The sequence below is a fragment of the Winogradskyella ludwigii genome, from assembly GCF_013403985.1.
GTDB classification, from domain to species: domain Bacteria; phylum Bacteroidota; class Bacteroidia; order Flavobacteriales; family Flavobacteriaceae; genus Winogradskyella; species Winogradskyella ludwigii.
The window spans coordinates 220281-242319 of the sequence record NZ_JABFDF010000005.1; the positions used below are offsets into that span (position 1 = coordinate 220281).

12 protein-coding genes and 1 tRNA gene are annotated in these 22039 nt (G+C 32.1%); 2 read left to right on the forward strand and 11 right to left on the reverse strand.

Going from position 1 to position 22039, the window contains the following annotated elements; genetic code table 11:
• Positions 1-2 precede the first annotated feature (2 nt).
• The 9 genes from HM981_RS13370 to HM981_RS13410 all read right to left on the reverse strand — a co-directional run bounded on the left by HM981_RS13370 (position 3) and on the right by HM981_RS13410 (position 15954).
• Entirely contained in the window at positions 3-3194 is a 3192-nt protein-coding gene (locus HM981_RS13370; RefSeq protein ID WP_179339311.1) for a SusC/RagA family TonB-linked outer membrane protein, read from the reverse strand.
• 304 nt (positions 3195-3498) lie between these two features.
• Positions 3499-3870 carry a cupin domain-containing protein gene (locus HM981_RS13375; protein WP_179339312.1) on the reverse strand — a complete coding sequence of 124 codons (372 nt, stop codon included), beginning with the start codon at positions 3868-3870 and terminating at the stop codon, positions 3499-3501.
• A 21-nt stretch (positions 3871-3891) separates the two neighbouring features.
• Entirely contained in the window at positions 3892-6171 is a 2280-nt protein-coding gene (locus HM981_RS13380; RefSeq protein ID WP_179339313.1) for an alginate lyase family protein, read from the reverse strand.
• A 2-nt stretch (positions 6172-6173) separates the two neighbouring features.
• Complete coding sequence (locus tag HM981_RS13385; RefSeq protein ID WP_179339314.1) at positions 6174-8519, reverse strand: polysaccharide lyase 6 family protein; 2346 nt, start codon at positions 8517-8519, stop codon at positions 6174-6176.
• 124 nt (positions 8520-8643) lie between these two features.
• Entirely contained in the window at positions 8644-9918 is a 1275-nt protein-coding gene (locus HM981_RS13390) for an Nramp family divalent metal transporter (RefSeq protein ID WP_179339315.1), read from the reverse strand.
• 36 nt (positions 9919-9954) lie between these two features.
• The gene (gene gndA, locus HM981_RS13395) at positions 9955-11838 is read right to left on the reverse strand and encodes an NADP-dependent phosphogluconate dehydrogenase (RefSeq protein ID WP_246286258.1); all 1884 of its coding nucleotides are present in this window, start codon (positions 11836-11838) and stop codon (positions 9955-9957) included.
• 11 nt (positions 11839-11849) lie between these two features.
• Positions 11850-12905: a polysaccharide lyase family 7 protein gene (locus HM981_RS13400; protein WP_179339316.1), complete on the reverse strand. Its 1056-nt coding sequence runs from the start codon at positions 12903-12905 to the stop codon at positions 11850-11852.
• A 205-nt stretch (positions 12906-13110) separates the two neighbouring features.
• The gene (locus HM981_RS13405; RefSeq protein ID WP_179339317.1) at positions 13111-15441 is read right to left on the reverse strand and encodes a chondroitinase-B domain-containing protein; all 2331 of its coding nucleotides are present in this window, start codon (positions 15439-15441) and stop codon (positions 13111-13113) included.
• 431 nt (positions 15442-15872) lie between these two features.
• Positions 15873-15954 (reverse strand) — tRNA-Leu (locus tag HM981_RS13410).
• Between the two features lie 179 nt (positions 15955-16133).
• Here HM981_RS13410 and HM981_RS13415 point away from each other — a divergent pair.
• The gene (locus tag HM981_RS13415; protein WP_179339318.1) at positions 16134-17075 is read left to right on the forward strand and encodes a ribose-phosphate pyrophosphokinase; all 942 of its coding nucleotides are present in this window, start codon (positions 16134-16136) and stop codon (positions 17073-17075) included.
• A 176-nt stretch (positions 17076-17251) separates the two neighbouring features.
• Complete coding sequence (locus HM981_RS13420; protein ID WP_179339319.1) at positions 17252-17881, forward strand: 50S ribosomal protein L25/general stress protein Ctc; 630 nt, start codon at positions 17252-17254, stop codon at positions 17879-17881.
• Positions 17882-17958: 77 nt separating this feature from the next.
• Here the strand turns inward: HM981_RS13420 and HM981_RS13425 are convergent, their stop codons facing one another.
• Positions 17959-20196: a patatin-like phospholipase family protein gene (locus tag HM981_RS13425; protein WP_179339320.1), complete on the reverse strand. Its 2238-nt coding sequence runs from the start codon at positions 20194-20196 to the stop codon at positions 17959-17961.
• 41 nt (positions 20197-20237) lie between these two features.
• Positions 20238-22031 (reverse strand): excinuclease ABC subunit UvrC, encoded by a 1794-nt coding sequence (gene uvrC, locus HM981_RS13430; RefSeq protein ID WP_179339321.1) that lies wholly within the window; start codon positions 22029-22031, stop codon positions 20238-20240.
• Positions 22032-22039: the final 8 nt, after the last annotated feature.

The window sequence follows — 22039 nt, forward strand, 5'->3', positions numbered from 1 at the left end:
TATTAAAAATTAACATTTAAACCAAAAGTGAAACTTCTTACCACTGGACTAGCACCTACCTGTGCACCATAAGTTGTTGGTCCTAAATAATCACTACCTGTTGTAGCTACACCTTCTGGGTTGTAAGATGTATAGTTATCTGCCATTATGTACAATAGATTAGAAGCGGCTAGATAAGCTCTAACAGAACCTAAGCCTATTTTACTAGTTAAATCTTGATCGAATGTGTAACCAATAGTAATATTTCTTAATGCTATAAAAGAAGCATCTTGTACCACAGCATCTGTTTGATTTCTATTCGCAGTATAAAACCTACCATTGTGATCAGCAATACCATCACCACTAAGCTCTCCAGAAACTACATCTACAACATTATTATCAAAACTATCTGCTAATAATCCTCCCCATTGAGAACCATAATAAAGTGGATCTACATTATAAACCTCTGCTCCATGAGATCCTTGGAATTGTAAAGACATATCAAAAGACTTATAGCTAAAGTTATGTGACATTCCCCAATAGAAATCTGGAGTATTTTGACCTATCTTAACATAATCCTCACTATCTATCACTCCATCTCCATTTTGATCTACTACATAAGACTCACCTACCTGACCATTAATGTATCTTGTCGCATCTGCGATATAAGAATCCTCAACAGCTCCGTCTGTTTCTAATCCCCACATTTCACCAATACCACCACCTACATAATTTCTAAATACTGGACCTCTACCACTTTGTCCATAAATTGCTGAAGGTAATTCATCTAAACCACCTAAATCTGTAATTTCTGTAGTAACCGTAGATAAATTAGCCGCCATACTCCATTTGAAATCATCGTTGCTAATTAGCCTTCCATTAAATTCAAACTCCCAACCAGAACTTCTTACATCTCCAGAATTAAGTACAATGGACGGTGTACCTAATACTTCAGAAACACTTTGATTAATCAAGATATCTTCAATATCAGAAGTATAATAATCTACACCAAATGTAAAACGGTTATTTAAAACTCCGAAATCAATACCATAGTTCGTTTCTGTATTTGTTTGCCATGTTAAATCTTCGTTTGCTACATTTTCTGGGATTAAATAGCCAGTCCCAAAGTATGTTGCTGAAGGATCTAATAGACTTAATGCATCATACGACCCTAAGAAAGACGTTGTTCCTAAAGACCCTGTACTAAATCTTAATTTTAATTTACTAATTGTATTATTATCTTCTAAAAAAGATTCATTATGCACATTCCATCCTAAAGAAAGCGCTGGAAACGTTGCATATTGTTCATTAGCTCCAAAACGAGAATCACCATCTCTTCTTAAGGATACAGATGCTAAGAAACGATCGTCATAAGCATAATTAACTCTTCCAAAAACACTTTCTCTTATTCTTGTCTCTTTTCTTTCAGTAACAGTAATATCTGCAGGATCAAATAATTCGAAACTAAGAACTGCTTGATCTGGCACATTTACAGCATCCAAAGCGGTTCCAATAAACTTAGTCGTTTGATATTCTACACCAGCAACAGCAGAAATATCATGCTTTCCAATCTGTTTTGCATAGCTTAACGTTGTTTCACTTAATATAGACCACACTTTTAAATCTGTTTGATCCATAAATGTTTGGTTTATTCTTGCTCTAGAATCATACCCAATTAATCTATGTTCATATTCTTGAGTATCTTTTAAATCTCCACCTAAAACAGTTTTTATATTTAAACCATCTATGATGCTATATTGTAAATAAGAATTTACATTACCAAAAAACGTTTTCTCCCAAGACTCAGAATTATCTAACTTTGCAGCAGGACCAGCATCACCAGAACCTCCAATACCATTATTACTTCTTCCATAATGCCAATCGTTCGCCGCCATACCTGGTTCTAAAGCATAAATACTATTAGCTTCATAACCTGAACCTCTATACCCAGCATCAAATGCATCTAATCCTAAGCTCTGTGCTTGAGCATCCAATGCTTGAACGAATGCAATAGATTCTTCCGTATGATAAATAGGACTAATTGCTGCTGACCTTAATAAATCTCTCATTTCAGGACCTAATATATCTCTCTGAGATGTAAATCCATTAAAACTTACACCTGCTTTAAATTTGTCTCCTAATTTAGCATCAATATTTAAACGTGCATTTAATTTTTCGAAACCTTCAACTATTATAACTCCTTCAGCTTTTTGGTAACCTACAGAAGCAAAATAATTAACACTATCCGTACCTCCACTCATGCTAAAATCATGACTCGTTGTAGTACCATTTCTAAAAAGCCAATCTTCTGGACTAATTGCACCAGGCGAGTTTTCAAAAGCACTTAATCTATACTCTAAAAAATCTGAATCTATATCATTAACCGTACTTGTCCAATTACCAGCAGCAATTTCAGATCTAGCATAAGACGCCCATTCTGAAGCATTCTTTAATATATTGTCACGGTACTTACTTGATGTACTTACATAAGTATTATAACTAAAACTAGTTTTACCAGACTTTCCTTTTTTAGTTGTAACTAAAACAACACCATTTGCACCTCTAGAACCATAAATAGCAGAAGAAGCTGCATCTTTTAATATTTCTAAGCTTTCAATATCGTTTGGATTAACAGTTTCTAAACCTCCTGAAATTGGAAATCCATCAACTACAATAAGAGGGCTTGACGCACCTGAAATTGAAGAAGCTGCTCTAATCTGAATTTTTGGAGCTGCACCAGGTGATCCATCTTGATTCTGGATTAACACACCAGATAACTTACCTGCTAATGCTTCATCTACACGAGTAACTTGTACAGCTGCAACATCTTTACCACCAATACTAGATACAGATCCTGTAAGGTGTGATTTTTTACGTGTACCATACCCTACAACCACAACCTCTTCTAATGCGCTAGTATCTTCTACTAGTTGTACATTAATTGTTGTCTGAGCATCAATAATTACGTCTTGAGTAACATATCCTACATATGAGAATTTTACAACATCTCCCTTCTTGACTTGTAATTGATAATTCCCGTCGAAATCTGTTGTTGCTCCCGTAGTTGTTTCAGCAATGATAATGTTTGCTCCAGGAATGGGCATATTATCTGCTGCTGAAGTCACTGTACCTTTTATGGTATAGCTATCCTGAGCAAAAATCATTACACTAAAGAGAAGTGTAACCATTGTAATGAGTTTAATTTTTAAATTCATAATTCATTGTTTAGATTAATTTTTTCGTTGTTTATTTTAGTTTAATTATACTATAACTATAGGTCCGTTATAAAAATAGAATTAGGACTAATTCTTAGTATTATTATTTGGTAAACCAAACTGGTTTACCAAATTGGTTTACCAAATATATATAAATATTTGTTAATTACAACGTTTTCGTAATTATTATATGTTAAAAGAGCACATATTAAAGTTAAAACAGCATAGATTAATTAATCTGTAAGAATTATACGACTAATCCGTAACGTCTTCACGCATAGGACTAATCGCTTTTTGGGTATAATTATTTATCTCCAAAGTAAGAAACTGCACCACCACTTAAGAAATCTTCTCTTACCGGACTGAATGTATCAATAAGCTCTCCTTCTTCTAAACAAACTGCACTATGTATTAAATTAGGTTCTATATAAACACCATCACCTGCTTCTACAATTTGCTTTACTCCATCAATTTCAAATTCAAATTTACCAGCAACACAAAATGTAGCTTGGGTATGAAAATGTTGATGTGGAGTACCTAAAGCTCCTTTATCAAATTTTACTCTCACCATCATAATTTGGTTATCGTAACCTAAAAATTTTCTTGATACTCCTCCACCAAGTACTTCCCATTCGATATCTTTTGTAATAATGTACTTTTCGCTTAATCTTTTCATAATTGTAATTTTTATTTGTGTTTAGTTAAAATAATAAGAACCTGACCACTCATAATTCTTATCGTTAATTTTGATATTATGTTTTACTTCCTTAGAAGCATTTGTATTTGCCGTGATAAATAGTTTTGTACGACCATTTATGTTTGTGATTGAAACAGCTGTATAAGCTTCAGTATCCAAAACTACTTTTAATACAGCAATATTACTATTAGAATTAACTGCAGATTCTGAAATAGGACTATAATTACCATGTGCTTCAATTGCAGAAACAAAAAGCGTGTTTTTTGTGTTTTTCCTCCTTAACATTATTGCCGCTTCTCTACGTAAATTAAATTCAGGATCATTTGCTCCGATTCTTGTAAATAAAATATCATCATTACTATCAGAAACCGTTGTTAAGCTATAAAACTTCCCTTTATTTAACCAAGAAAATTTAGTGTTTTCTTCTTTAGATTTCCCAATTCCTTCAACATATAAATGTTGGTATCCGTTTTTGCTTCCTAAAGCTTTTAAAGTCTCTGGTACTTTATAATCGAAATTTGTATTTAGCACTTGTCCTAAAAAGTAATATGGAAAGTCGTACTTATTCGCTTTATTAGATACCACTTTCATAATATCTAGCACATAAGGTTTTTCAAAATCCTTATCATAAATGATTGCCATTGTACGAAGCATTTCAGTTCCTGGATAAGCATTGGTTTCGGTTGCACTTACCACTTGAACATTTTCATTGTCTGAAGAAAAATAATGTAAATCAGAATGGTATTTAGATCCAATATCATATTTCCCCGTAAAATGAGACGTTTCATTTTGTGTTACGGTATTATGAGCAATCGTTTGTTTTGCCCATGATTTGTTTTCCTTCAAATAATTACCACCACCTTTTTGTTCAATATTTACAAAACGTGCTAAACCATAATCCTGAATAACTTCTTCTCCATTTTCGAATAAAGAATACGACAACTTATCATAGTGACCATGACTAGATCCTTGTGCTGCATATTTAAAAACAAGCTCTATGTCTTTATTTCTTAAAATACCAACACCGCCTTGTGTTCCATTTGGCCCATCAGATAAATTAATAGATTTTTTCTCGAACGGTTTTGCTTTCCCATTTTTAATACCAAGCGCAACTGCCAAACCAGAATCGTCTAGCAATACTTTATTTTGTTCTGTTGCTATACTTAGTAAACCAGGATCTTGTGTTCCAAAATGGTATGAGATATCTACTGCAGTTACTAAAGCATCATTATAATATGACATGCCTTTTTGCCCATCATTAAGTGGAAAAAACTCACCATCTGCATCAGATAAATTTAAAAGTGCGTTTATAGATTTTAAAAGCACTCCTTCTTTATATTCAAAAATCTTCAATTCTGGTTTTACATTATGTAAACCTTCAGCAAAAACTAAAAAAGGATACATGGCGTAGCGTTGATAATAAGGCCCTTCATTATAATAACCATCAGGTGAAAAAGGCTCTTCAATATTCGCTAAAAAACCTGCTTTTCCATCTTTATTTAAAAATCCACCATCATCATCTTTAGCCTTTGTATCTAAAGCCACTCCTTTTATTCCGTATAAGGCACGATCAATTAATTCTTCATCGTCCATAACCAAACCAATCATACCAACAGCTGCATTTCCCCATGTACTATGATTATGAACTCTTTGGTAAAATTGTGGACTATCTACAGAAATATGATCTGCAAACGGTCTAAATAAATTGGTCTCTAATTTGTTGCGTTCTTCTTCTGATAAATAATTATAAACACAATCATAAGCCTGACTTACATAAACCAACCAATTAGAGTCATTTAAACATTGCCAAAATAACTTCCCTCTTGCATACGATCTAGTTTTGGGATGCAATGGCAACATTTTATACATGTCTTCATATTGCATTAGCATGTCTTTTACATACTTTGCATATTTTTCATCGTCTAAAATTTGATACAAAACACCTGCTTTTTGTAATACTACCATATTACGTTTATGGCGCACATGTGTATAACCTCCAGAATAATCTAAAGGTATTGGTGTGTCTATTCCTAATGCAATTTCTGCATCTATTTCTTCTTTCACTTTTTGTAAAGTGTTATCAAAAATAGGAACATTACCTAATTGCGCTCTAATATCTTGAACGCCTTGAGCTGTAAGAATTAAATTAGGGTGCTCTTGATTTGTAGTGGTTTCATTTTCATTAATCACATTAACTTCGGTTTCTTTTTTACAGGAAAACGTAGTTAATACAATTGCGATTAAAGTAATTTTGATGCTGATTTTACTAGTAAAGTTCATAGCTAGTTTTTAGAAATAGTTCCTATATCTTTAAGGTCTGTTGCTTTTCCTTTTAATGAAGAATCATCTGACAATTCAAAGGTTCCTTCTTTAAATATTGGTTCTGTATTATAAAGGTTTTTAACGTTGTATTTTTGATCACCTGTCACTTCAATTTTACCTGATTTGTAATAGTTATTATTAACCACGTTAACTATTGGCTCACCTACTACTAAGTGCATATTTAAACCTTTTGTGTTAGTGAAATTATTGTTTTGGATATCGTTAACCTGAACTCCATATAAAGACATAGCTACTCCATATTTATTCTTCTTACCAAAACCTACATTATTAAATACATTATGGTCTACTTCTAGGAATGGACCAAATGTACTTTCATCTTTTCCTCCTCTATATAAACGTAAAGCTGCACCTTGTAAATCGGTAACTGTATTGTTTTTCATTATTAAGTACTCTACATTATAAGCTCCAATATCATCCGTTTCTTTATCCAATGCCGCAATATGTCCTGAGATATTTTTAAATGTTGAATTTTGAATACTAATAGTATCTGCAAATGTTCCTTTTGAAACTCGTAACACATCAAAAGAATGATTAACCACCATGTCTTTAAACTCACAGTTATCTATAAATAATTTATAGTTATCTAACATTGAGTTTTTACTTGTGCTTATTACAGAATTCCCAGCATAATCTGGTGATTTTGTACCATCGAAAGTTACATTTTCTAGAGCGAGACTTCCACCATTTTGAATTTCGAAAGCCATCATTCTTTCAAATAGAATAGTCGCTTTTTCTGCTCCTGAAGTTTTAAACGTTAAGGGATGATTAATTTGAACGGCTTTAGTTAGTAAGTAGATTCCACCTGTTTCCAATTCTATAATATCTCCTGGTTTAGATTCCTTTACAATATTATACAACGTATTAATTCCGGCTTTTACTTTTATCGTTTTACCTGAACTTAAAGCTATTGTTTTATCTGCTTTAGAATACCAAGAAATACCAGTGTTGTCTTTTGTAGCAACCTTAGGACTGATGGCTATTTTGTTTTTAATTTTTTTAGAGGTGGGAATTAAAAATCCTTGTTCATTTTTTACTAATGTAATATCTTCATTTTTAAAACCTTCTTTAATGCTAGTCTCGCCATTTTTATCTAAAAGGTTATTTTTAAAAGTAATGCCACTAATATCTGCATCAATACTAAAAATATCTTTCTTTTTTGTGTTATAAATAATATTATTAGCAAACTGAGATGTTCTTGGTGCTTGACTTCTTTCTGAATCATTACCTGCTCCAAACAGAATATGATCGCAATCTATAAACGTATTATTATTTGCTTTTGAATCGATTACTGGAACATAACGATTTGGTGGTGAATTTGGCACTCCATTCATCATTACAAAAGCACCTCTAAATCTATATCCTGTTAAACCAATATGATAATTATTAATAACGGTTTGTGTTTCGTTAATAATACGAACACCACCTGTACTTGGTTTTCCGTTTCCTATAAATACATTTCCATCGACCAATGTTTCATTTCCATGACGCATTGTTAATGTTCCTGTACATTCAAAAAACGTATTATATTTAAATGTGTTTTGGCAAGATTTGTTTGAAATAATTTCGTGCTCTCCGTTAGTTCTATCAAAATAATTAGATTCTACTAAAGTGTTTGAGTTTTCTAAGGCATGATGACTTGTTCCTATTCTTAATGTTTCGCCTCCATTATTTCCAAAAGTTGGACGAGGACCAAAATAGTTGTGATCTATTTTATGATTATTAGCCAGACTTTCTTTGGTATCTAAACCAACAATCATAGTAACACCTAGATTCTTTTTACCTACAATATGATTATGATCAATACGATTATTTTTTCCGTAGATAGTAATCCAATAATCTTGTACTTGACGTTCTGGATTATTAAAATTATCAATAACACATTCCGTTAATCTTGTATTATTGGCCATTTCTTCTCTATTCTTTCTGAAAGAAATAACAGCATTTGTTGGTGTGTACCCATTTTTAAAAACAAGACCTTCTACAATTAAATGCTCTCCTGCTAATTGTAAATTTGAAGCCCCTTCTAAAGTTACTTTTCCTTTTTCCTCAACGGTTAATTTAATTGGATTTTCAACAGTTCCTTTACCTTCGAAAACTAATTCTGCATCTTTCCATATTCCATTTGCTAATGTAATAACATCGCCTGGATTTGCATTTTTAACTGCTTTATTAAATTCAGATATATTATTAACTAACAATACATTAGGATCAATACTTTTGAATGAAAATGCTATTAAGGAAACAATAATTACTAATAAAAAACTGAGGAATCGATTGATTTTCATAGGACTTAAAATTGGTTTACCAAATTGGTTTACCAATATACACGATTTTAGGTATTAACCCAAAATTATATAGCTATTTAACTCAAATCTGTTCTATTTTGATAGAAGCATAAAAAACCTCTGACTAAAAATATTCCATTAATGCTAAGACACCATTATAAGAAATAATGCATGCAAAAAGAAGCGACGCAAACAATCCTATGTTTACAAAGAGACTTGTTTTGTAACCTTTCATAATCTTCTTACTGTTAACAATCATGATAATTCCAAGAATAACAATAGGCAAAACAAATACATTAAATACCTGAGATAGAATCTGAATTTCAATTGGGTTAGCACCAAAAGCAGGACCAATTAAAGCTACTAAACAAGCAACAGCTGTTATAATTCTAAACTGACGAGAATTTGTATCTAACTCACCTGACTGGTAATCTGCAATCAATAATGGTGCGATTAATAAACAAGGAAAAATAGATGATAAACCAGCACTTAATGCTCCAAAGAAGAAAATAGAAACGGCCCATTTACCAGCAACTGGCTCTAAAGTATTTGCCATATCTAAAACCTGAGTAACTTCTTTACCTTGATAATACAAAGCTCCTGCAGCTACTGCCATAATAACTCCACTTATCACAAATATTAAAATAGCTGCTGTTATAGAATCTCGTTTTTGCTGATCTAAATTTTTAATGGTCCAACCTTTTCCTTTTACAAACAGAGGCCTTGACAAGAATGTAGCAGAAGCCATCGTAGTCCCAACAAAAGCAGCAACCAACATTTTACCACCTGGAACATCTGGAATTGTTGGTATTAATCCTTTAATAACATCTACAGAAAGTGGCTGTACAAAACATAATGATAATACAAATGACATTCCCATTAGAGTCACAAATATGACTAGTATTTTCTCAAAGAACGTATACTTACCGACTAACATTAAAAGGTAAAAAACAACTATAATTACAATCGCTGTAACCAAAACAGTTTCATACTTATAAGCACTTAACCCTTCAAAATTAAGAACTAATATTTCAAAAATAATGTTGGATGAAATCCCTAAAATTCCCATTAGTGAGTTCCATTGCCCAAACGTAATACCAATAATAATAGCAATGGCTAGAATCTTACCAAATTTAAAGTGTTTTTTAAATCCAAAAAGCGCTGTTTCGCCAGTAATTAAGGCATAATTTCCGTAGGCAAACATTAAAATTCCAGAAAAGAGGCAACTCACTAAAAGCACCCATAACAACTGCATATTAAATTTACTTCCCGCTACAATCATTGCAGTAACACTACCTGTACCAATAGTATAACCAATAGCAAAAATACCTGGTCCAAAGCCTAATATGATAGCTATTATTTTTTGTAAAAATGATTTTTTAGGCTTAGTTAATTCCATTATAGTAGTTATTTGTTGTTTAGTAGTTATTGGGCTTTATATCCAGTTTGTATGATAACTTTTTCCGGAAGCATCATCTAATCTTTGATACGTATGCGCTCCAAAATAATCGCGTTGTGCTTGAATAATATTTGCCGAAGCATATTTTGTTGTAATTCCGTTAAAAAACTGAACAGCTTCTCCTAAAGCAGGTATCGTTATTTCATTAAGAACACATTGAGAAACCACTTTTTTAGATGATGGCTTGTAGTGATTAATAAGAGTTATTAAATGAGAATCCGTTAGAATATTAGATGTTGTTTTAAACACCTCAACCAATTCTTCCATTAAAGTAGATCTAATAATGCAACCGTTTGTCCAGATTCTAGCAATTTCACTTAGATTTAAATCCCAAGAAAATTTATTAGATGCTTCAGCAATTAATTTAAAACCCTGATAATGGTTTATAATCCTTGCAAATTGATACGCTTCTAAAATTTCAGTTGTAGTCACATCTAATTCCGAAGGATCTAGTTTATCAAAATTCTTACTTAATTCGATTCGTTCTTCTTTATAGAAAGAAATATATCTCGAAAATAATGCCGAAGAAATTAAGGTGCTTGGTACTCCAAGTTCTGCAGAAGCAATAGTTGTCCAATTTCCAGTGCCTTTATTTCCTGCTTTATCTAATATCTTTTTTACTAACCAATCGTCTCCTTCTTTCTTTTGAAATATAGTTGCTGTTATTTCTAATAAATAACTACTCGCAGAAGCTTTCCAACCTTCTAAAGTTTTAGAAATGACATCTGGATTCTGACCTAAAGCCTCTAAAATAGTAGACACTTCAGCCAATAATTGCATTTCTACATATTCTACACCGTTGTGTACCATTTTTATAAACTGACCACTTCCTTCTGGACCAACGTAAGTACAACATGGTAAACCATTCTTGTCTTTCGCAGAAATTGTTTCTAAAAAGCGAGCCACATTTTCATAAGCATCTTTATCTCCACTTGGCATTATAGATGGTCCTTTTAAAGCTCCTTCTTCACCTCCAGAAACTCCGGTTCCTATAAAATGGATTCCTTTTGTTTTTAAATACTCGTTGCGTTCTTTTGTTTTTTTATAATTAGAATTCCCACCATCTATTATAATATCGTTTTCAGATAAATGCGGCAGTAAATCTTCGATAACATAATCTATTGTTTTTCCCGCATTAACCATGAGCATAATTTTTCGTGGTTGTTGCAGTGAGTTAACAAAAGAAGCAATATCATCAAAAGCTTTGGCTTGATCTAATTCCGAGTATTGCGCTTTAAAATTCTTAGCAACATCTTCCTCTACACCATCAACATGTCTATTAAACATAGAAATTTTAAAACCGTTGTTAGCTAAATTTCTACACAGACTTTTGCCCATGACTCCTAAACCAAATAATCCAAATTCTGAAGTATTCATTAATTCTTGTTTTATCTTTTTAATAATTTGTTCTGGTGTTAAGCTTATATCAATCTCAATAGCATTTTTAGGTTCTTCTAAAATATCGAATTGTGATTTCAATAATTCCGAAGGCATAAAATGATCTGCTCGACTATTTACACGTTCAAAAATCTGATCAAAAGATCCTGCGAGATGAACCCATTTGGTTTCGTTTTGAATATCAGAACTTAAAATATCACGATACTTTTGTTTTAAAGCAGAACATACAATGACACAACTAGTATTAATTAATTGTGTTTTTGCTAAGTTATTTAAAGTCTCTAACCAACCTTGTCTATCATCGTCATTTAAAGATTGACCACTAGACATTTTAGTAATGTTAGCCTCTGGATGAAAATCATCTCCATCAAAAAAAGCCATATTTAAGTCTTGCGCAAGTAGTTTCCCAATGGTGCTTTTACCACAACCAGAAACTCCCATTACAAATATTACATTTTTCAATAGTTTGTATTTTATTCGTTAGGCATTGTACCTTCTCCAACAGTGGCTTCCTTGAACCAAACTTCAGAATAACAGCCATTTTCATACTGCTTAGCAATATCTCCGTTATAAGTTTCAGATCCTGTATACCAAACCATATTCTCTTCGGGATCTTTACCGTTGGTTTGGTTATATGCACCTTGTTTAAAATAATTTATTTCGCCAGCATAAGCACTGTCACGCTCTATACCATCGCGACCTATTGATGCATACAATGACCATATCTGTTCTGGAATGTCTTGTTTTGTCGAAAAATCAGACTTCAATAAGTTTTTTGTGAACTTCACTGTTTCGTGTCCTTCACTTGTAAATGTAAGGTACATTATACCTTTATAAACATTTATTTCGTAACTGAATTCTTCACCTAAGGCAACACCATTTTCTGGTTCTGCAGGATATTCATTTGCACTTGGTCCAACTGCAGACATATCGTAACCCCAAATTGCTGTAGAATAATCCCATCTTGTTGAATTATCTTCACCATCTGTGTTAATTTCATAGTTCCAATACACAGACCCTTTTGTATGACCAGGGAATTTTTTGTAGAAGATTTTTATAGGTTCATTTTCGTGACCTTCATCACTATGAATTTGCCCAACTACCACTGAGTAAGATGCTGCAACTCTAGCATCTCCTGAAGTAGAAACATGTTGCACTTTTAATGTTCCTGTTAATTTACCGCCAACTTCTGGTATCCAGTGCTTTTTTTGACCCAACTCTGTTCTTGTATTACTAGACGTTCTTGATGTAATACCAGAGTTTGGTGTTTTATAAACGACCCAATCAATATCATTTTCGTTTTCCACATAGAAAAAATCATCTTTTTCATAACCAATTAAATCATCAGCCTTTGTACCATCTCCTAATAGAATCTTCCACTCATCCATAAATGGAATAACATCACTTGGGTATTTTGTGACTTTAGCAGTCTCAGCGGTATCTGTAGGTGAACCTGACGCGGTTTTAGAATTTTCTTTACAAGCGAATGCTGTTAAAAGAATAGCTAATGTAAATGCTACTTTTTTCATTTTGTTAGGGTTTATTAATTCTTAATGATTTAAACGATCTTTAGTGAATCATCATTTTACTCTATTCTTATTTTTAGAAACAATAATTATATTAAAAAAGAATGTAAAGTGGTTCAGTAGGATTAACAGACTAACTTTAATTTTTTATTCTGAACCACTTTAATCTTACCAGTATTTTGCACAATATGTTCTGGCTTTAGACCTCTTAATACATTAATTTCATTACTAAATTTTCTTCTGTTTTTATCTGACCAGAGTTTGTTAAACTGTTTTCAGATTCTATATTATTCTTCGCTCCCCATAAAATGGAAACAAATTGAACTTTATTATTTGTAAAAGTGTTTTTAGTGATATTCACATTTACAATACCATTATGGTTTAGCAATCTTTTATTTTCTTCATTAGCACCACAATTAATAAATGTACTGTTAGACACTAAAAGGTTTCCTCCTATAGTAGACTCATCATAACCACCTCTGTAATAATCAATCACATTAGCTTTCACGTTATTGAAATTACAGTTATTAATCGTTAAATATTCTGTGTTATAATCTCCTTTATCGTTTGTTTCTTCAGAAAGTTCAATTCCATTTTCACAATTTGAAATTGATGTATTTTCAAAAGTTATACGTTCTGAAAATGATTCTTTATATACTTTAAGAACATAACCAAAATCACTGATTTCTGCATTTGTAACGGTTAATCCAAAATGGTTAGACATGTTTTTATTTAAACTTGCAAAAGCATAATTTGAAGTATGCCCTTTTAAACTAATATTATTTACTGTCAGTTTACCCTTAGATTCTAATGAAAATAATGGTGTGTTAGATGCACCAGAAAAAACCAATTGTGCTTTTTCGTTTCCTTGAGACTGAATAATGATTGTTTTATTAATCACCAAAGATTTATCTAAACTATAAACACCTTTAGCTAAAGCAATGATATCTCCGTTGGTTGCTTCATTTATTTTAGTTTGTATGTCTTCTGCTTTGGTTACAGTATGAATTACAGGTTCTTTTGCTTCAACTACATTTGAAAACCATGACGTACCATATTTAGATTTGTCTAATATGTTTGGATTAGCAACATCTGCACTTACAGTTGCACCAATCGTATTATTATCTTTTCTTGAAGCACCAAACAAATCCTTTTCAATAGTATTGAAATCGAATCCATTATAAACTTCAACGTCATTAGAAATTCCCGTAGGAATTAAAATATTATCGGATACTTTTTTCAATTCTAAAGATGCGGTTACAATTCCACCATTAAAATCTTTAAAACTGACACCTTTATTATCTACAATATTGTCTTTAAATAGTACACCGTCTGCTTTGTCATTTTCAACGACAATGGCAGAAAGTCCTTTGTCATTATATATAACATTATTAGCAACAGTAGTTCTGATAGCTCGTGCAGATCTAATTTCAGATTTCGGTAAAACATCTGCTTGTGCAATATTTGTACCCACTCCAAATTGCCAAGGCGAACTACAATTTACATAAGTATTATAAGCAACCACCACATCTGTTACTTGGTTATAGCGGTTTAATGGCGATTTAGGAATTCCATTCATCACAGCCAATGGACTTCTAAAACTTGTACCTATTAAGTTATAGAAATAGTTATTGGTAACCCAATGTCCTGTATTAATGATTCTAATTCCTCCAACATTTTTATTTACACCATCTCCAATAAAGTAGTTACCATCGATAATAGAATAATTTCCATGACGGGTTACTAATGAGCCTTCACTTTTATAAAATACGTTGTTTCTAAATTCGTTGAAATTAGTTTTACTTGAAATGACTTCAACTTCACCATTACACTCTTCAAATAAATTATTGGCTACCATAGTATGGCTAGGAGACATAGATGTATAACTATTACCTAATTGAATAGTTTCTCCACTTGGACCTCCTTTTACTGGTCTTGGCCCAAAATGATTATTTACAATTTGATGGTAATTATTAATACTTTCAATACCTTCTATACTTACTCTAACAGTAGGTCCTCTATTGGTTTTACCAGCAATATAGCAGTTACTTAATTCATTATACCTTCCCCAAAACTGAACCCATAAATCACTGTTATCTCGTTTTGGTTTGTTAAAATCTTCAATAACAGAATTGGTTATTTTACAGTTAAAAGCGATTTCATCTAGTGTATCTTTATGGCTTATTTTAAAATCTACTACAGCACTAGAAGGTGAAAATCCATTTTTAAAATGTAAACCTTCTACGACTAAATATTCACCTCCGAATTTTAAATACGATTGCCCTTCAATAATAACCTTACCTGAAGTTTCAGCTTTTAAGGTTATTGGATTGTCTTTAGTCCCTTGTCCTCTAAAATTAATTTCAAGATTTTTATAAACACCATTCTTTAATATAAGGTCATCTCCCGGTTGGGCATTTTTAATGGCATTGTTTAATTCAGTACTATTAGAAATTAATAGAAGTTTTTCTTCTTCTGTTTGCTTATCACAAGAGAAAAATGCTAATAATAAACTGATAGCTAAGAGATACTTTTTCATTTATTAATTCTTTAAATTTTAATAGTGATCAATTTCACTACAACTTAACCCTTGGTTATCAACATCTTAATCATTAGAACATACTAAAAAAAAGTATCATACTATTAAATGACAACAACACTAACAATAACGACTTATAACGCTTATTTTTAATTGGTTAACCAGATTGGTTAACCAAAAATAATATAATTTTTTAGACTACAAAAAGTAATTAGGTTAATTTTACATATAATAGGGTTAATTGTAAATAGAAGACGCCTATATCCAAACGGAATTGGTTTAATAGCCTCCGATGTGATAATTAAGGTTAAAATAGATTTTGGAGATCGAGATATAACCTAATAATTATTATCGATTCTATTGCGCAGTATAATGGTATAAATAAGAAAAACCGCAACATCTTATATTAAGATTATTGCGGTTTTACTAAGTACTCAAGGCGGGAATCGAACCCGCACGTCTTGCGACATTGGATTTTGAATCCAACGTGTCTACCAATTCCACCACTTGAGCAAGTGTAATTTGATATTCCGATTACTCTACTAAAGTAAATTCGGACTGCAAAAATAGAAAAATATTTTTGGCTATTCGCTAAAATTAGTAGGTTTTATACTTTAGATAGAAAAAATAATTTTCTAACTTTGAAACGAACAGAAATCCCTTAACCAGACCCACTAAACAACTGATATCAAATGCCATACGAAACCAGAAAAGCCAAAATTTTTGCATGTTCTCAAAGTACACACCTTGCAGAGCAAATAGCTAAAAAATACGGAACTAAGCTAGGTAAAGTAATTACTTCAACTTATAGCGATGGTGAATTCCAACCGTCTTATGAAGAATCTATCAGAGGAACACGAATTTTTATTATAGGATCTACCAATCCAGGTCCAAAAAATTTAATGGAAATGTTATTAATGATAGACGCTGCAAAAAGAGCATCTGCAAGACATGTCACAGCTGTTATGCCTTATTTTGGTTGGGCAAGACAAGACAGAAAGGACAAACCTAGAGTTCCTATTGCTGCTAAATTGGTCGCTAAAATGTTAGAGGCTGCAGGAGCAACTCGTATTATCACTATGGATTTACACGCGGATCAAATTCAAGGATTCTTTGAAAAACCCGTAGATCACTTATTTGCTTCTACTATCTTTTTACCATATTTAAAAAGTTTAAATTTAGACAACCTTACTATTGCGTCGCCTGATATGGGAGGTTCTAAACGTGCTTATGCTTATTCTAAAGCTTTAAAGAGTGACGTTGTTATCTGTTATAAGCAACGTGCAAAAGCTAATGTGATCTCTCATATGGAACTTATTGGAGATGTAACAGGCAAAAATGTTGTCTTAGTAGATGATATGGTAGATACTGCTGGCACATTAACCAAAGCTGCAGATTTAATGATGGAACGTGGTGCATTAAGTGTAAGAGCTATTTGTACACATCCAATTTTATCTGGGAATGCTTACGAAAAACTCGAAAACTCAAAACTAGAAGAATTAATTGTAACCAATTCTATTCCTTTAAAGCAGCAAAGCCCAAAGTTAAAAGTGTTAAGTTGTTCTGATTTATTTGCAGATGTGATGCATAATGTACATCATAACGAATCTATAAGCAACAAATTTGTAATGTAACCCACACAAAACCCATAGCTTAAGACTCTTACAACTTACTAACAGAAGGCTATATGCCAATACATGCTCATGTTAAAAAAAACATGAGCTAACTACTAGTATTTTCATTTAAAATATTTACATTTGCAGCCCTCAAAATGAGGGAATTAAAATATTAATAAACAAACATTTCAAAAATGAAATCAATTACAATTAACGGATCTCAAAGAGAAAGCGTAGGTAAAAAGGCAACTAAAACCTTACGTAATGCTGGTCAGGTTCCTTGCGTTATATACGGAGGAGACAAGCCATTACATTTCTCATCACCAGAATTGGCTTTTTCAAAACTTGTATATACAGCTAGCGCTCATACAGTTGTGATTGCCTTAGATAACGGTGTAGAATACAATGCTATAATGCAGGATATTCAATTTCACCCAGTAACAGATAAGATTATACACATCGATTTTTATCAAATTTTCGAAGACAAAGAAATTACTATGGAAATTCCTGTACACACTACAGGTTCTTCTAAAGGAGTTATGAATGGTGGTAACTTAAGAATGCCATTCCGTAAGCTTAGAGTAAAAGCAACGCCTTCTAACCTTCCTGATTTTGTTGAAATCGACATCACTCCTTTAAAAATTGGTAGTAAATTATATATTACTGAATTAGAGAATGAAAACTACAAGTTTGTACACCCAGATAACACTGTTGTTTGTCAAGTAAGACGTAGTAGATTAGCTGTTGTAGATGCAGATGATGAAGACGAAGAAGAAGTTGAAGCAGGAGATGTGCCAGCAACTCAAGTTGGAGACTCTGAATAAATAAAACTATTCAAATACAAAAAGAGACTATCTGAAAAGATAGTCTCTTTTTTTTTGTGCTTAATTTATAAAGATCTCTAAAACCAAAATCCGAGATTAAAATACCAATACCCATTACCTGTATCTGGAGAGTAGGCATATTTAGCTTCTAATGGTCCCAAAAACGTTTCTAAAGAATATCCTAAAGCATAACCATTGTAAGTTGGTGAAGAAAAGAATTGACCGCTATCAAAAAGTCCGTCAGCTATATTCGCATAGTTTGCCGCGAATAAGACATGGTGCTTTTTAAAAACCTCGTAATCCAATGTAAACGTCGTCTTAACAAAACTATCCCCTGTTAAAGTTAAATAGTCGTAACCATAAAAGGAATAAAAATTATTAATAAAGTTAGATCCATAACCTCCTAATCCAAATCCAAATGCATTTGTAGATTTGTCTCCAAGTTTAAAACCTCCGTTAGCTTCTGTTTTTAAACTGAGCTTATTATTAAAACTAAAAGCATAACCAAGATCTGCTTTAGCTATTGAAAAATTTCTAAAACTGGTATTAAAACCAGTAGCGTCTACATACAGGTGAAAATCACCATTAAAATAAAAACCGCTTTTTGGAAAATGAAAATTATCATAAGTATCATAATTTAAATTCCCAAAAACACTATAATAATTAGAGTTTTCAAAAGTGATTTCAGTTTCATCATCGTCTTCAATAATAGTTTCAGACGTTATTTTAAAACGCTTATGCTCTATCCCTAATCGTAACGAAAAATCTTTCTGAAAAATAGTTTGCAAATATACCTGGTTGGTAAAATCTGATATTTCGGCATCAATTCTATTCAAGCTTGCTAATAAAGGTGAATTTTCATCTAACGCGAGTAAAGGATTAACATTTTTATTAAACTGATTAAATCGGGATTTTAAACCTAAACTGATATAGAACCCTTTATCAATAAAATAATCAAAATTATATCTAGAATTATCCCCTAAAATAACATCTAATGAGGCAATATCATTATTAAACAACAACTTCTTCTTGGTTAAATTAGCGAGCAGAGCACTCTTATAAAGCCCATCATAATGTATACCTAACCTAAGAAATGTAGAAGTTTCAGATTCTATAACATTACCTATAAGTTTATATTCCGATTCGTTTTCAGTAGGTTCTAAATCATATCTAAATGTATCAAAATTACTTGTAGCAATAAGACTGTTTATACCTTGTTTAAAATCTGTATAGCTTATTCTTTCTTCATCTTTTAGCTTAAGTTTTCCTAAAATAAAAGACCTTGTATACCGTTCATTACCTCCTAAACTAATGCGGTTAATGGTAAGACTATCAATAATTTTTAGTTCTGGCCGCTCTATATAATTAGACTGTTGGTTTTTTATATCCTGAAGTTTAGATAAATTAATTCTAGCTGCAGACTCTCCATGAAAAATAATATCCTTGCCTTCATCAAAAGAAATTACTGAAAAGCTAGAGATGTCGGGTTTGATATAAACATCCGTCAATTTTACTTTACTTCTCATAGCATTTATTGTACGAAAATTATTAATCTGTAGTAAAATATCTGGAGCAGATTTTAAAGCTAAACGATCTTTTAATGCATCTTGAACATCTACTCCTATAATAATATCCATTCCTTTTGCACGTAATTCTTCAACAGGAAAATTATTGGTAACACCACCATCAATTAAAATATTTCCATCAATACTTACCGGCTGAAACAATGATGGTAAGGCTCCGCTTGCTGTAACAGCTTCTGCCAATTTACCTTTTTCTATGATTAAAGATTCTCCTGTTTCTATATTAGTAGCAACACAAAAGAACGGAATAGGTAGCTTTTTAAAATCTCTAATACCATTAACAGGAAGTAATAAATGATACAGTAAATTATATACATTTTGCCCACGAGATAATGCAGAAGGCAAAGCGATTTTAAATTTATCAAAAGGTAACGTTACCATGTATTTTTGAGCATTCTCCCGTTCATAAAAGGACTTAGATGCTCTTGGAAAGTCGTCATTTATTAAGACATTAAAATCTTGTTCTCTAAAAATTGTTTCTAATTGTTTACCAGAATAACCTGCAGCATATAAAGATCCTATAATGGCTCCCATACTTGTACCTGCAACATAATCAATCTTAATACCTAGACTATCGATAACTTTTAAAACACCAATATGCGCAAAACCTTTAGCTCCACCACCACTTAATACTAAACCTACTTTGGGTTCAGGCTTAGACATCTCCTTCTGCGCATTTAATTGAAAAAACGCAGTAACAAATATGAGCACTATGAGAATTATTGTTTTCATTTTAATACACCAATCAATTTCTTTTTAATCCGAAAGGTTTTTTATTCTTTATGATAATAATTATATACTTTACTAGCTCTAGAGACTCCAACAACCGCCTCTAATTCATCTAACTTAGCGTTACCAATACGTTTTACCGTTTTAAATTGCTTCATTAAATCTACGATTGTTTGCTCTCCTACACCAGGAATATTTTCTAGCTCAGTTGTTAATGCTCCCTTGCTTCGTCTATTTCTATGATGCTCAATTCCAAAACGATGCGCTTCATTTCGTAGTTGCTGTATTATTTTTAAGGTTTCGCTTTTCTTGTCTAAATATAAAGGAATTGGATCATCTGGATAGAATAATTCCTCTAAACGTTTTGCAATACCTATAATCGCGATTTCTTGCCTCAAGCCTAAAACATCTAAGCTTTTTAATGCTGACGATAATTGGCCTTTACCACCATCTATAATAATCAGTTGTGGCAATGGCTGCTCTTCCTCTACTAAACGTTTGTAACGTCTGTACACCACCTCTTCCATAGATGCAAAATCATCTGGACCAACAACTGTCTTAATATTAAAGTTACGATAATCTTTTTTACTCGGTTTTCCGTTTTTAAAAACCACACATGCTGCCACCGGATTTGTTCCTTGAATGTTAGAATTATCAAAGCATTCAATATGTCTTGGTTCTTCAGACAAACGTAAATCAGCTTTCATTTGTGCCATAATCCTATTTGCATGCCTGTCTGGATCTACAAGCTTCACTTGTTTAAATTTATCCATTCTAAAATACTTAGCATTACGTATAGACAAATCTAAAATACTCTTTTTATCACCAAGTTTTGGAATGGTAATCTTTAAATCACCTCCTAAATTCACTTCAAATGGCACATAAATTTCTCTTGAATTTGAATTAAAGCGTTGTCTAATTTCAGTAATTGCTAATTCTAATAGATCTAAATCTGTTTCCTGTAACTTTTTCTTTAATTCCAGCGTATGCGATCTAATGATTGACCCATGGCTTAGTTGTAAAAAGTTAACATAAGCGTAAGATTCATCACTAACAATTGAAAACACATCTACATTATTAATCTTAGGATTTACAATCGTAGATTTGGCTTGGTAGTTTTCTAAAACTTCGAGTTTTTCTTTTATTTTCTGAGCATCTTCAAATTGCATCTGTTCTGCAAATTGCCTCATTTGAATTCTAAATTGTTGTAAGGAATCTTTAAAATTTCCTTTCAAAATCTCTCTAATCGCTACAATGTTGGCTTGGTATTCCTCTTCGGTTTCATAACCTTCGCAAGCACCTAAACAATTTCCTAAATGATACTCTAAACAGACTTTATATTTCCCCGAGCTAATTTTTGATTCAGACAAATCGTAGTTACACGTTCGTAATTGGTATAACCCTTTTATTAAACCTAAAAGCGTTTTTACGGTTTTCATACTCGTATAAGGTCCAAAATATTCTGAGCCATCTTTAATAACACGTCGTGTCGGGAATACTCTTGAAAACCGTTCTTTTTTTATACAAATCCAAGGATAAGATTTATCGTCTTTTAATAAAACGTTATACTTTGGTTTGTATTTTTTAATGAGATTGTTCTCTAACAGCAACGCATCATTTTCGGTTTCTACAACAATGTGTTTAACAGAAACTATATTTTTAACTAAAACACGTGTTTTGCCATAATCGTGATGCTTATTAAAGTAACTACTAACTCTCTTTTTTATATCTTTAGCTTTACCAACGTAAATTAACTGATCATCAATATCAAAATATTGATACACACCAGGCTGGTGTGGTAACGTTTTTATCTGTATTTCTAGAGTCGTTTTTGGCATTTTATCAA